A 14,833-nucleotide genomic window follows, 5' to 3' on the forward strand; every position below is an offset into this window, starting at 1 on the left:
ACATGTTAGAAACACTTGATCACTGCCCAGTATGCGGTGAGAGTAATTATAATCAATTCCTGACTTGCAAAGATTATACGGTAAGTCAGGAATCTTTTAATATAGTAGAATGTAGTAACTGTAATTTTCTGTTTACCAATCCAAGACCATTCCCTAAAGATCTAGGTAAGTATTATAAATCGGAAGAATACATATCACATAGTAATAAATCTAATAATCTAGTAAACTCCATATATAGGGTCGCCAGGAATTACACGCTCAAGAATAAGCTCTCTTTGGTGAATAGTTTACAATCAAACAAGGGCAGTTTACTAGACCTGGGTTGTGGTACTGGTCATTTCCTTAAAACCTGTAAAGATGCTGATTGGAATACAACAGGAGTAGAGCCTGATGATAGTGCCAGAAGCATAGCTACTGCACAAGAATTAAAGGTATACACCGCAATCCAAGAACTACCGGATAAACAATTCGATATCATTTCTATGTGGCATGTGTTAGAACATGTTCCTGATCTTAATGATTACTTAAGCTTCATTAAAACAAGACTAGCTCAAACTGGTACTTTTATTGTTGCTGTTCCTAATCATGAATCTCACGATGCTCAGAAGTATAAAGACAAGTGGGCGGCCTATGATGTTCCAAGACATCTCTATCACTTCGATCAGAAGAGCATGGTAAGACTTATGGAAAAACATTCATTGCATGTAAAAGAAGTAAAACCGATGAAATTAGATTCTTATTATGTTTCCATTTTAAGTGAAACCTATAAAGGATCGAGTATTGAGAAATATCCAAAAGCTTTCATTTCTGGACTGAAATCGAACCAATACGCACGTAAAAATTCAAACAACTACTCAAGTTTAATATATATAATTGAACACCTTAATGAAGCCAATTAATTTTTTAATTATACTACTTACTACTCTTTGCATATGGTCTTGTGCTAATCAGACATCACCTACTGGTGGACCTAAAGATGAAGAACCACCAGAACTAGTATCATCTAATCCTGCTCAGGGAGAGGTGAATTTTAAAGGAGATGAGATCATACTTGAATTCAATGAATTTGTTAAAACTGATAATCCTAAAGAACAGATACTCATTACGCCCAGAGTAGATCAGGAATACACCTTCAAATACAAAAAGAACAGAGTAATTATAGAATTTGAAGAACCACTAAAAGATAGTACCACCTATTCATTAACCTTTAGAGAAGGCATAAAAGATATAACAGAAGGTAATCCTACAGATAATTTAATTCTAGCCTTTAGTACAGGAAGCTATTTAGACTCTCTTTCCATCTCAGGTAAGGTTACTAATTTAATGAATAATACACCTGCCAAGGATATTACTGTATCTCTTTATGATTCTCAAGACACAGTTGATGTTTTTAACGGACCACCAATCTATTTAACTAAGACTGATGAAGAAGGTAATTATAAATTCAATAACTTAAAGAATGGTCTGTATAAGATCTATGCTTTAAATGATAAGAACAAAAACCTAATGCTCGATAGCAAAACTGAAGCACATGGTTTTAGATCTGCACTCATTCCTCTTGATACCAATCTTACGGAAATAGACATTCCAATATTACCAATGGATGTTAGACCGTTCGAATTTCAAAGTGCCAGACAATCAGGAACCACATTCAATGTGAAATACAACAAATACATTGATGATTATTCTATAGTTAGAGCAGACAGCATGGGAACTATGTTTAGTAATATCAGTGCCTCTGATCCTAACACAATTGAGCTTTATCATAACTTCAACAAGGATAGCTTGCAAGTAATTATTACTGCTACTGATACCACAGGCAGCACCATTATCAACAGTGTATATGCCAAGTTTGAAGAGACTAACAGGTCGCCTAATGAATTCAAATCAGAAAGTAAACTTGAGAATGTATTATCTATTGATCCTAAATTCAAAGCTACATTTAATTTCACCAAGCCTATAGCACAAATAAATACAGACAGCATATACTTGTTTCTAGATTCTGCAAACATCGTTTTCTTTAAAGAAGATCAATTCACGTGGAACAAACACAAGACAGAACTAGAGATCAACTATAATATCAATCCAGAATTGTTTGTAGTAGAAGACACCAAAAACGTAACAGCATCTGAGTTATATTCTAAACAATCGTCACCGACTGAATCGGATACAACTAAAGCAAATAAAGCTCCTGATCCAAGGCCATTCTTTAGATCGGCTAAGGGCACGTTTATATCAATCGAGAACGACAGTAGTAGTAATGTACAGTCTAACCTGAGTTTCAACAAACCAGATCAATTAGCCACAGTAGTAGTGAAAATAGAAACTGAAGCCAATAGTTTTATTGTTCAGTTATTAGACACTCAAAATAAGGTACTTCAGGAGCGCGTGAATGCTAAGGACTTTGAATTTAAATACGTAAAGCCAGGAGACCATAAACTACGTGTATTGGTAGATGTAAATCAGAATGGTGTATGGGAAGCAGGTAACATTACTAAAGACGAAGAACCAGAACCTGTTATATTCTATAAATCATCAGAAGGAAAAGAGCAGTTTCCTTTAAGAGCTAACTGGGTTTATGGCCCCTGTGAGATATCATTTTAATGTGGATAAGTGTAGATAACTTATGTGGACAGCTGAGAACATATTGTGGGCAAATGAGAATTCACACCAAATTTCAGTATTTTGTGTGGATGGCGGAGAACAACTCACATTTATACCATCAGAAATCCACAATCAACACAAAGATTTTATTTTATCCACAAAGACACATTTATTCTGTGGACATTTTATAAATGATTGTTTTACAGTAAATTATATAGAAACTAGCTGTGGATAAACTATGGACAAGTTCAGATTTAATAAACAAATGTTTTATGCAAACTATATTTTTAATACTTATCCACGTATCCACATCTTAATAGATAATAATAATTTTAAATAAATATATATTATATAAAATATAGAGTGTGAACAGTGTGAATAACATGAGCGAGATGAAAATTTTGATCCTTCTTACATTTCTTACTTTATCTGTTTTTGTGCAAGCACAAAAATTTGATGAAGTACAGTTGGCCAATGAATATTTCACTAAAGGTGAAACTGAAAAAGCTTTAAGCATGTACGAAGACCTTTCGCGGCAGATGGCTAATATTCCACTTATCCACAATAACTATTTCCATCTCCTGCTGGAGATGAAAAAATATGACGAGGCTCAGAAATATTTGCGCGGCCTTACCAAGCGTTTTCCAAACAATGTGTATTACAGGTTAGACGAAGGCCTCATTTATGAAAGTCAGGGAAATGAAGAAAAAACTAATAAGCACTTTCGCCAAATTATAAATGACATAAAAGATGACAACTACCTGGTGCAAACCGTGGCCAGTTATTTTGTGAATAAACAGTTTACCGCTTTAGCTGCAGAAACTTTGGAGCAAGCACGCAAGGCCATGCATAATGATAACCTTTATGCTCTGGAACTTGCCAATGTTTATCGGGTAGCCAATGAGAAGGACAAGATGGTGGAAGAGTATCTCAAGTATGTTACTCAAAACCCGGCCAACTTAAGTTATGTGAAAAACACTTTGCAAAACTTACTGGTAGAGCCGGAAGAACTTGAAAGTCTGGAAAATCTGCTTTATCAGAAAATACAAGATGAGCCTGACAGTCAGATTTATGGAGAATTGCTTATTTGGGTAAACTTACAGCAGAAGAATTTCTATGGTGCTTTTATTCAGGCTCGAGCAATAGATAAACGAATGAAGGCCGAAGGGAGTAGGAGTATGAACATTGGCCATATAGCTCTGGACAATAATGATTACGAAACGGCCATTAAGGTTTTTTCATACATCATTAAAACTTATCCTGAAACTTATAACTATTTGCTAGCTCGTATGTATTTGATAAAAGCCTATGAGAAGAAAGTTAAAAACACTTTCCCTGTTGATAAAGAAGAAATAAAAATTCTGATAAAGGATTATGACATCTTTGTGAGTGAAATGGGGATAAACAGAAATACTTTGGAGGCTCTTAGAAACAAAGCTTTACTCCATGCTTTTTATCTGGATCAGAAAGATTCGGCCATTGCTATTTTAAAAAAAGTTATTGAAAACCCTAAGGCTACTAGCGAGCTAAAATCTCAATCTAAGCTAGACCTGGGAGATATTTATATTCTTACTGGCGAACCGTGGGAATCAACATTGCTCTATTCTCAAGTAGAAAAATCTAATAAAAACGAGCCGCTTGGTTATGAAGCCAAATTGAAAAATGCCAAGCTCTCTTACTACAAAGGAAATTTTCAGCTAGCACAAGAGCATCTCGATATTTTGAAACAAGCTACCACACGTGAGATAGCAAATGATGCTATGGCATTAAGTATTTTGATAAAAGATAACGTAGCTTTGGACAGCACGGAAACAGCGATGAAAAAATACGCCGCTATTGAACAAATGCTTTACCAAAATAAAACGGATAGTGCTTTGGTAGCCATTAAGCAAATGCGCAAAGAATTTTCTCGTCATAGTTTGTCTGACGAACTACTGTGGCTGGAGGCAGATATTTACAAAAAGAGAGGAGACTTTGAAGAGTCCATTCGTTTACTGAAAAAAATAGTAGATGAATATGATTATGATATCCTCAGTGATGATGCCTACTTTACCATGGGAGATATTTATGACAAACAACTGAATGATAAAGAAAAGGCGATGGAAATCTATCGTGATTTTCTCACCCGCTATCCGGGCAGTGTATATGTAGCTGAAGCTAGAAAGCGCTATAGGCAGTTACGTGGAGATTTCAATATGTAAAGTGCTTTAGGAAAGCATGAATATTTGTAAGTCAAAATAAGAAGTTGGAAGAAAATGAATATACGCAGACTGTTTGATGTACTTCTGTTTCAAAATGAAGACAGACCGCAACAGGTATCACTTGCACATAAAATAGATAATCAGTGGAAACAATTTTCCACCGAGGAAGCCATAAAAATTGGTAATCAGCTCAGTACTGGTCTGCTAAAAGCAGGGATTAAGCCAGGAGATAAAATTGGGTTGGTATCACTTAACCGACCTGAATGGGTCATCGTTGATTTTGCCATTTCTCAAATTGGTGCCATCAATGTACCCATGTATCCAAACTCTACGGCTGAAGATTATGCCTACATCGTAAATGATGCTGAAGTTAAAATAGTATTTTCCGGAGATGCTAACCTGTTCGCCAAACTGGAAAAGACAGTAACTCTTGTAGACCATGAGCTGTCTCTTTATAGTTTCGAACGTCGGTCAGATGAGTATGCCTGGACTAATCTACTTGTTGAAGAAATTGATCACTCAAGCATTGAAGCCTTAAGAGCTCAAATTGAGTACGAAGATCTTGCTACGATCATCTATACTTCGGGTACTACAGGTAATCCTAAGGGGGTGATGCTTTCTCATAAAAATATTATCTCAAATGCAGGCGCTGTAACGAAAGCTTTTGCTATGGGTGGACCCGAACACACGGTTCTCAGTTTTCTTCCTCTAAGCCACATCTTTGAGCGCACAGCGCTGTATGTATACCTACAGATGGGAGCGTCAATTTACTACGCCGAGAGTATGGACACTATTGCGGAAAATATGAGGGAGGTAAAGCCTCACTTTTTGCTACCGTTCCCAGGCTGTTAGAAAAGGTTTATGAAAAAATTCTGGTAACAGGATATGAGCTTAAAGGAATTAAAAAAGGCCTTTTCTTCTGGGCACTTAACCTAGCCAAGAAATATGATTTGAATAAGCCCAAAGGATTTGTGTATAACTTACAACTTGCCTTGGCAAACAAAATCATTTTCAGCAAATGGCGAGAAGCTCTTGGTGGCAGAGTAGAATTTATTGTTTCTGGCGGCGCGGCCCTGCAGCCGAGACTTGCTAACATTTTCTGGGCTGCTCAGATAAAAGTGCTCGAGGCCTACGGCCTTACAGAAACTTCTCCCGGTATAAGCTTCAGCCTTATTGATGATCTTAAGGTCGGTTGTGTAGGTCCGTTGCTAGAAGGAATACAAGTAAAAATAGCGAATGACGGCGAAGTACTCGTGAAAGGTGACAACGTGATGATGGGCTACTACAAACGTCAGGATCTTACAGATGAAGTGATTGATGGAGACGGTTGGTTTCATACTGGTGATATTGGTGAAATGGTGGATAACCATTATTTAAAAATCACTGATAGGAAAAAGGAAATGTTCAAAACCAGTGGTGGAAAGTATATTGCACCACAAGCGTTAGAAAATAAATTTGCCGAATCATTATTGATAGATCAGATTATGATAGTAGGTGAAGGGCAGAAATTCCCTGGCGCACTGATAGTTCCTAACTTCGAAAAACTAAGAACCTGGTGCGAACTTCATGATTTGGCTTATACCACTGACAGTGAAATGATAAGTAATCCACAAGTTGTGGATAAGTATGAGCGAGAAGTGGCAGGACTCAATGAATCTTTCGCTCAATACGAAAAAATAAAAAAATTCCGGCTGCTACCGCAGCACTGGACCATCGAGAATGGAGAAGTTACTCCCAAGCTTAGTCTGAAAAGAAAAATCATTATTAAAAATTATCAGTCTGTTATTGACAGCATTTATAATTAAAAAATGATTATCGGAATCGGTGGATTAAGCAGAGCCGGAAAAACTACTCTTTCCAAAAATCTGGCTGAGCATTTGGGTGTAGAAAGCACCCATCTCTTTCATCAAGATGATTATGTGAAATCTGAAAGTGAAGTTCCACTTATCAACGGTCGTTTGGATTGGGATCATCCGGAAGCCATGGATTATGAAGGCCTTATACAGGCCATAAAAAATGTTGACTCTGGTAATGTTATAGTAGAGGGCATTCTCGTGTTCTTTAATTCCGAGCTCAAAAACATGTTTGATAAGAAAATTCTTATGGAAGTGGAGAAATCCACATTTTTAGCTCGAAAACGTGTGGATAACCGCTGGGGACCCGAACCAGAGTGGTTTATTGAGCATATTTGGGAAAGTTATCAACAATTTGGCCGACCACAGGATATGAATGATTACATTTTGATTAAAGAAAATGAGCATTTCGATTTAACTCAAATCTGCAATTAATTTGTGGAATGGCTTTTTCCAAAATCGCTATCATTTTTATTTACTAAAAGTATAAATTATAAGCGTAATTGGGCATTCAATAATTCTTACCAAGACACTTTCAAAACAACAATGAGCCAATTAGACCTTCTAATCGGCTCATAATTTTGCTATATTTGAGCCGATTAGCTTAAATAATCGGCTCATGACATATAACTGGCAGCATAGGAATTGGTCAAGGGTTTAGTTGAGAAGATTGTCCGAATTCTTATAGTCTAAATTGCATTTACCAACCAAGAGATAGAAGAACTTTATCAACAAGTAAATGTGGGTACGCCTATTGAAATCTTTCCATAGTTAACTCACCACATGAATAGGATTTCCACTCATAAATAGTTTCAGGTTGTTAAGTACTATTTCTTGTAATCGATGTTGTGCTTCTGCAGTCATCCAACTAATATGAGGGGTGATTATACAATTTTTCGCGGTAAGCAAAGGATCATTTTCAGTAGGTGGTTCTTGGGTAAGCACATCTAAACCGGCTCCGGCTAATTGATTTTGGTTAAGCGCTTTTACCAGATCCTTTTCATTTATTACTGCCCCCCGGCTAGTGTTGATAAGATAGGCCGAAGGTTTCATTAACTTTAGTAAACTTTCATTGACCAAATTTGTAGTCTCTTGTTTTAGAGATACATGTATGGACACCACATCGCTTTCGCTAAACAATTTTTCAATATTTACCAGAGTACCAATACTGGTTTCCGTTGCATGTTTTGAATGAATGAGCACTTGCATACCAAAACCACTGGCAATTTTTGCTACTTCTTTTCCCGTGGCGCCCCAGCCAAGTATTCCTATGGTCTTGCCGTGCAACTCTACCATAGGATTAGTGTAATAACTAAAGTTAGTATCGCGCACCCATTCCAGGTTTTTGTGCTCGGCGGTAATTCGGTTAGTGAGCTGTAGTAATAAACCAAAAGTATGCTGAGCAATGGATACTACACCATAGCCCGGAGCATTAGTAACTGTAACATTATGCTTTTTTGCTGCTACTAAATCTACATGATCAAAGCCTGTGCCGGTAAGGCCAATATATTTCAACTGAGGAAGTTGCTCTATAATTACACCTGTCATTCTACATTTGTTAAGAATTACGGCATCAGCATTTTTGGCACGTTCCACTATCTCATCCTGATGTGATTTTTCATAAAGGGTAAGACTTCCTAAATCTTTAAAAGGCTCCCAATATTCCGTAAAGGCATTAATGGTAAAGCTATCTAAAACTACAATATTCATAATGGAAAGATAAGCATTGAATATGTTTATAACCCAATGCTTTTGTTTCCTGTTTATTAATTATGCTCGAACAAGAACATTTTTTCACTTGCCCTTACTGTGGAGAAACCATTTCTATGTTTCTGGATGTTTCAGTGAGAAAGCAACAGTACATTGAAGATTGTGAAGTGTGTTGCAATCCTATTCAGATTAATTACGAATTTGAAAATGAAATTATTATTTCATTTTCTGCCCGCTCTATAGAGCAATAGCCCTTGATTTATGCTCTTCTGGGTTTGCGGTAAGCATAGTAGCTAAGTACTATTTTCAGCGCTTCCAAAATGGCTTGGTTTATAGGCATTAAATTTTGCCCTAATTCAGAGTCAATAGATCTAAGCTGAAAATAATAATTGCGCATTACAGGTGTTTTTTTCCCTTCCGCAATATGTTGCTGAGCAGTTAGTACTGCCTGTGGTAGCTCCGTTTTTATAGTTTTGCACGTTACTAATTGCGGTGTGCCTTGTTTATCTAGCATGGCAGAATAACCAAAAAGCCTGCAAATAAGGCCACGGTATTTATAATTACTACAAAAACCGGTATCACCATCCGTTAGCAGTGGTCTGAAAATTTTGCAAATAGGTTCACTGCCAGAAGCTTGTAATTCTTCCAGCCATTGGTAAGCCAGATCTTCTTTAAAAAGTGAATAGGCCAATGGTAAAAACTCCAGCGGACTAGCTGAAATATCTGGCTTTTTGCAACACAGTCCGCAACCTGAAATACAGTGCAGTCCGGTAGCATTTTTAAAGGCAGCCAGTTCCTTTTCCAGGTTGGAGAAAACCCGTTCTACAGCCTGAACTTTACGATAAATTGACATCCGTAAAAAACGGTGTGAAATTAGTAAAGAGCAGAAATATTAATTCTTAAATCCTCAGAAAAATTTCTTAAAAATTAATGGTCTGATAGCCCTGAGAAATTACAGAATGAATACCATGTTCTTTAGCCGGTATCCAGCGCGGTCCACCTTTCAAAATATTGATAGCTGTAACATGTAAATCTGCATCATCACTTTTATAAATGCGCACATTATATATTTTACCTTCCGTATCTATATCAAAAATTAAGGCTACAGTTCCTTTACCTTGCAAATGAGGATACTGTAATAATGATTTTTCTACATAGGTTTGAAACTGTTCCCTTCCTCCTTCCGGATGTGGTATGTAAGTGCTGAAATCATAATTAAAAAGTTGACCTTTTTTGTCATATGCGATTCCTTTCATTAATCGGCCACTTTCATAATATTCTTTGAAATAGGGTTCACCATTTTCATAAAAACCGTAGCTAACACTATCTTGAAGTCCATCACTAAAATGTTTGTAGGAGGCAACGGTTCCGTTTTCATATTGCTTTACAATATTTCCAAATCCGTTCTCTACCTGAGGTTTTTGATTTTCATCCCAGGCATTGATTAGATAGGCACGGTCAGAATATCTAACTTCTTGAGCCATTTTACCATTTTCATGGAATTCTTCCCATTTGCCTATTCGCTCTTCATTATCATATCGACCCGCGGCAGAGTAAGTGCTGTCTTTAGTATAATAAAGGAAAACGCCATTTTTCAAATCATTTTTATAAGTACCTTTCATCTGTATGCCACCATCAAGAAAATAATCTCTTACCGGTCCGTTCCATTTTCCTAAACTATCTTGATAACCTAGTCTATAATAACTGGCATTCATGGCCATAGTCTCATGCCAGTTACTGTCATAATACTGCCTTGTCATGCTGCCACAAGATTGAGGTACTGGTAAGTTAGTAGTTTCCGGAACTTCATCAGCCACTGACTCCATAGCCAAAGGGTATTCAAGATCCAGATTCATTTTTGATCGGATGATGTCAAGACTGTCGAAATACACGTATGATTCTTTTTCAATCATTTTAATCATAAAATCCATCTCGCTGGCTTTGCTATGACTATAGGTTTTTATCTGATCATAATCACCCATAAGTGCAGTGGGTAAGTTGGTAAGACTATCCATTTTCCACAACAGGCTGTCCCAATGTGGATAAAACTCTTTTAAGTCTTTAATAAAAACCGCATCAGAAGCATATTCGCCATTCATGATATTGTTACTCTGCCTCTCGGTTTTTACTAATTGTTGAAAAACATCAAAATATTCTTTTTTGGCTCTTGGCAACAACATGAAATAAGCAAAACCAAGGAATGTTAATGTTACTCCGGTAATCCAGAAATAATTGATTTTTCTGCGGTACATGCTGTAAGCATAAAACAGGGCCAAAATAATACCGGCTATCATACCACCGAAATGAGCGGCATTATCAAAATGAAACGCGTTGCCCATCAGAGTGATGATAACTATGTAGATAACAAACTGCACAATAATTGCTCGCAGCTTTTGTCTATTTCTCCAATGGATTAAAACCATGATAGCAATTTCAAAACCATAGAGACCAAATATGGCACCACTGGCACCGGCACTCACCACGTACAAATTCCAAAAAAGGCTGGCTACGCCAGCAAATAGAGCACTAATAATATAGACTACGCAAAAAATTAAACTACCCGTTTGCACTTCTACTGCTCTGCCCAAACTGTACAAAGCCACCATATTCATAACCAGATGCAAAGCTCCGAAATGAAGAAAAGCACTGGTAAATATGCGCCACCAGTCACTACCTAAAGTGTAAGGAGAAAAATTAGCGCCCCATGAAATCATAGTGATAATGTTACTTTGATCATCCTCCAGAAGCCATTGTGCTATAAACACAAGTACATTAATGGCTATAATTATGCTGGTAAATACTGGTATGGGCTTTCCGGAGCGAGAAGTAAGTATCATATTGTGGATAAACTAAATTTAGTCGAATAAAAGGTCGTGCACTTATAAATGTTTTGCAAATTAAAGATCACAATGTTTCTTTTCAGTAGAATTCACATCTACTATACACATTTTACGTATCAAAGCACATGAGCAAAAGCAAAGTAACTATAAGTCATGTATTCAAAACGATAGTATGGCCAAGAAAATACCAGTTGTTATTAGGTTTACTATTAGTATTTATAAGTAGGATAGCTGGTCTGGTGCTGCCAGGCTCTAGTAAGTTTTTGTTAGACAATGTTATTCCTGATAATAATATTGATAATCTAAAGCTGCTCATAGGTGTAGTAGTACTAGCCATATTAGTGCAGGCCGTTACTTCATTTTTACTTACGCAGATTTTAAGTGTAGAAGCCCAAAACTTGATAGCCCAACTGCGGCTTAAAGTGCAAAGTCATATTATAAAATTGCCGATAAGGTATTTTGATAATACTAAAACAGGTGAACTGGTTTCCAGAATAATGACTGACGTAGAAGGGGTGAGGAATATTGTGGGTACCGGATTGGCCCAGTTATTTGGAGGCATACTTACTTCTATAATTTGTCTGGGAATTTTAATTACCATCAGTCCTATGATGACCCTGTATGTGTTAGTACCAGTAGTTATTTTCGGACTGATTTCACTAAAGGCCTTTGGTTATATACGTCCTATATTTCGCGAACGAGGAAAAATTAATGCTGAAGTAACTGGCAGACTTACCGAAACCCTGGGCGGGATAAGAGTGATTAAAGGGTTTAATGCAGAGCAACATGAAATTGAAACTTTTGAAAAGGGGGTAACCAGACTTTTTCTTAACGTGAAGAAAAGCCTCACTTCTACCAGTATCATGACTAGTTCATCTACCTTTTTGCTGGGCCTGGCCACAGCAGGTATAATGGGTATTGGCGGATATATGATGATGAATGATGAGCTTAGCACGGGAGATTTTCTGGCTTTCACTTTGTACTTGGGCTTTATGATTGCACCTATAATACAGATGAGTAATATTGGTAGTCAGCTGACTGAAGCTTTTGCCGGGCTGGACAGAACAGAAGACATTTTAAACGAGCCTTTGGAAAATGATGATTTACAGCGAACGGAAAAATTGGAAAATGTAGAAGGTCATATTCATTTTGACAAGGTAGAGTTTGCTTATGAAGAAGGTAAAAAAGTGATAAAAGGAGTTTCTTTTGATGCTCCCGCTGGTAGTGTAACCGCACTGGTGGGTACTTCTGGTTCTGGTAAGTCTACCATAGCCGGTTTGGCAGCATCATTTTTAAATCCTAAAGCTGGTACTATCACTGTAGACGGAACCGATCTTTCAAAAGTATCTTTGGAAAGCTATAGAAGTAAACTCGGAGTAGTTTTACAAAATGATTTTCTTTTTGAAGGTACTATCAGAGAAAACATACTTTTTCCACGGCCCGATGCTACTGAGGCACAACTATTACATGCTGTAAAAGCAGCACATGTTAATGAATTTACTGATCGTTTTGAAGAGGGCCTCGAAACAGTCATTGGTGAGCGCGGGGTAAAACTTTCTGGTGGCCAACAGCAGCGTATAGCCATAGCTCGAGCCATATTGGCTGATCCGAGAATATTGATTTTAGATGAAGCAACTTCTAATTTGGATATGGAAAGTGAAGCATACATTCAAAAAAGCTTAAAAGACCTGATGCAGGGAAGAACCACTTTTGTCATAGCTCACCGCCTCAGTACCATCCGACAGGCCGATCAGATTTTAGTAGTAGAAAATGGAAATATTGTAGAAAGAGGCACGCATAATGAACTTATAAAACAAGAAGGCCGCTATCATGAACTATATACTTATCAAGCGAGGATATAATTATTTTAAAAAGATTAAGTGTAAAATACACTACTAAATAGGATTAATAGTTAAAAAGGTATATTTTATAATAAAATATTTTAATTAAAAGATATACCTATGAAAATTATTTGTCTACTAGTGTGCTTTATTACTTGTGCTGCACAAGCACAAACTAATTTTGTAAATGGTTATTTTATTGATAACCAAAATATAAGAACTGATTGTTTGATTAAAGATCAAGATTGGAAAAATAATCCAACATCTTTCACTTATAAACTTGATAGAGAATCTCAGGTTGAAACGGCAACAATTGAAGATGTGCAAGAATTTGGGATAAGTGATTATTCAAAATACATCAGACAAACGGTACTCATTGATCGATCCTCAGAAGAAATTAAGGAGATGAGCTCAACCAGAGCCCCAGAAAATAATAAGGAAACTTTATTTCTGATGGTTTTAGTAGAGGGTGCTGCCAACCTGTATGGATATCAGGATGGTAATCTTAGACGATTTTTCTTTTCTACTCAGCAAAATGATAGCATTAGACAATTAGTATTTAAAAGTTTCAAAATAGACAAATACGAAATAGGTACTAATCAGCAGTATAAACAACAGATTAAGGTCGAGCTTCCTTGTGAGAAAATAACGGATAAGCAGATAGAAAATCTGGGATATAATAAGAAGGATCTTTTAAAATTATTTAATATTTATAATCAATGTGGAAAAGAAGAATCAGACATAAGTACAGATCAGCCATCAGTCTATCAAAGAAAAAGCAGAAATCTCTTTAAGCTTGGACTAAGAGTAGGATTGGGTCATGATATGGTGGCTGTTAAAAGTGAGGTCTCTTATTACGAGCCAATGGAGACAGACTATAAAATTACGCTTAGATTAGGCGCCGAGCTTGAATTCATATTGCCATTTTGGAATGAAAAGGTATCTCTAATTTTGGAACCGAACTACAAAAGTTTTCAATCTTCTAATCTAGGTGAATCTGGTATGGAGGTGGATTACTCATTCATAGAGATTCCATTGGGTGTGCGCTATAACTTTTACTTGACTCCATCATCTACCATATTTTTGAATGCACAATATGCTGTTGTGCCAATTAATAGAGGGAATATTCATTATAAAAACCAATATACAGATAGAAAAATGAAACCAGAACATCATAACTACATCGTTGCTGGACTAGGTGTAAAAATCAAGAGGTTTACTATGGAGGCAAGAATCGGTACTCAACGAGATGTATCAATTCCCTGGGAATCAGAATATAAATCAACAAATATTATCCTTGGCTACCATTTGTTTTAATTGGTAATTAAAAATCAGGGAGACATAATAACCTTTTACAAAACCGCTCTGTAGTCAATACGACATAAGGAGAAAACTTTTAAATTTCTGGCTAACTTCTAATAAGGCCTGAATCCTTGAGATTTTTTAAAATGCCTGTGAAGGAAATAACAAGTCTTATGAAAGGTTAAAAACAGTTAATGCATAATTAAATCATGAATCAGAACTGGTCGTCTACACTTCGACGCGGCTCAGTGTGACTCGGCAGTGGTTTCATCTTGCTGTACCGTCGTGAGGTGAAATAATATTGAAAAGCAGGCTTTTCTCAAGTCCTTAGTGGCAGGTCATAACTATGAAATGCTTCTTTGGTCGGAAGACCTCACAGCAAGAAAGAGTTTTTTGTTACTTTTTTGATCGATTGCAAAAAGGAACATAAAACTAGATAATCCAAATGGACTAGTATTTGAAATGCCTTACTTACAAGAATA

The 14,833-nt window shown here is 36.6% G+C and carries 11 protein-coding genes and 1 pseudogene; 9 read left to right on the forward strand and 3 right to left on the reverse strand.

Annotated elements, in window-relative coordinates; genetic code table 11:
- Positions 1-2: 2 nt before the first annotated feature.
- From LVD15_RS07505 to LVD15_RS07525, 6 genes and pseudogenes are all read left to right on the forward strand, one after another.
- Entirely contained in the window at positions 3-899 is an 897-nt protein-coding gene (locus LVD15_RS07505; RefSeq protein ID WP_233779680.1) for a class I SAM-dependent methyltransferase, read from the forward strand.
- Positions 886-2,604, forward strand: a complete 1,719-nt coding sequence (locus tag LVD15_RS07510; protein ID WP_233779681.1) for an Ig-like domain-containing protein — start codon at positions 886-888, stop codon at positions 2,602-2,604. Before LVD15_RS07505 ends, LVD15_RS07510 begins: the two co-directional genes overlap by 14 nt.
- 392 nt (positions 2,605-2,996) lie before the next feature.
- Positions 2,997-4,805, forward strand: a complete 1,809-nt coding sequence (locus LVD15_RS07515; RefSeq protein WP_233779682.1) for a tetratricopeptide repeat protein — start codon at positions 2,997-2,999, stop codon at positions 4,803-4,805.
- A gap of 54 nt (positions 4,806-4,859) precedes the next feature.
- A pseudogene (locus LVD15_RS07520) lies at positions 4,860-6,031 on the forward strand (AMP-dependent synthetase/ligase); the annotation flags it as partial.
- Between the two features lie 174 nt (positions 6,032-6,205).
- A complete protein-coding gene (locus tag LVD15_RS27390) occupies positions 6,206-6,610 on the forward strand; it encodes a hypothetical protein (RefSeq protein ID WP_441710584.1) in 405 nt (134 codons plus the stop codon).
- Between the two features lie 3 nt (positions 6,611-6,613).
- Positions 6,614-7,093: a uridine kinase family protein gene (locus tag LVD15_RS07525; RefSeq protein ID WP_233779683.1), complete on the forward strand. Its 480-nt coding sequence runs from the start codon at positions 6,614-6,616 to the stop codon at positions 7,091-7,093.
- A 336-nt stretch (positions 7,094-7,429) separates the two neighbouring features.
- On the opposite strand, the gene LVD15_RS07530 is transcribed toward LVD15_RS07525, so the two are convergent.
- Entirely contained in the window at positions 7,430-8,368 is a 939-nt protein-coding gene (locus LVD15_RS07530; RefSeq protein WP_233779684.1) for a D-2-hydroxyacid dehydrogenase, read from the reverse strand.
- A 62-nt stretch (positions 8,369-8,430) separates the two neighbouring features.
- Between LVD15_RS07530 and LVD15_RS07535 the strand changes: the two genes are divergently transcribed.
- On the forward strand, positions 8,431-8,619 hold the full coding sequence (locus LVD15_RS07535; RefSeq protein WP_233779685.1) for a CPXCG motif-containing cysteine-rich protein: 189 nt from the start codon (positions 8,431-8,433) through the stop codon (positions 8,617-8,619).
- Positions 8,620-8,627: 8 nt separating this feature from the next.
- On the opposite strand, the gene LVD15_RS07540 is transcribed toward LVD15_RS07535, so the two are convergent.
- Both LVD15_RS07540 and LVD15_RS07545 read right to left on the reverse strand, forming a co-directional pair.
- On the reverse strand, positions 8,628-9,221 hold the full coding sequence (locus tag LVD15_RS07540) for a YkgJ family cysteine cluster protein (protein ID WP_233779686.1): 594 nt from the start codon (positions 9,219-9,221) through the stop codon (positions 8,628-8,630).
- A 67-nt stretch (positions 9,222-9,288) separates the two neighbouring features.
- Complete coding sequence (locus LVD15_RS07545) at positions 9,289-11,205, reverse strand: rhomboid family intramembrane serine protease (protein WP_233779687.1); 1,917 nt, start codon at positions 11,203-11,205, stop codon at positions 9,289-9,291.
- A gap of 128 nt (positions 11,206-11,333) precedes the next feature.
- On the opposite strand from LVD15_RS07545, the gene LVD15_RS07550 reads away from it, so the two are divergent.
- Positions 11,334-13,070, forward strand: a complete 1,737-nt coding sequence (locus tag LVD15_RS07550) for an ABC transporter ATP-binding protein (protein ID WP_233779688.1) — start codon at positions 11,334-11,336, stop codon at positions 13,068-13,070.
- A 99-nt stretch (positions 13,071-13,169) separates the two neighbouring features.
- The gene (locus LVD15_RS07555) at positions 13,170-14,366 is read left to right on the forward strand and encodes a hypothetical protein (RefSeq protein WP_233779689.1); all 1,197 of its coding nucleotides are present in this window, start codon (positions 13,170-13,172) and stop codon (positions 14,364-14,366) included.
- The last annotated feature ends 467 nt before the right edge of the window (positions 14,367-14,833 follow it).

The organism is Fulvivirga maritima, assembly GCF_021389955.1.
Classification (GTDB): domain Bacteria; phylum Bacteroidota; class Bacteroidia; order Cytophagales; family Cyclobacteriaceae; genus Fulvivirga; species Fulvivirga maritima.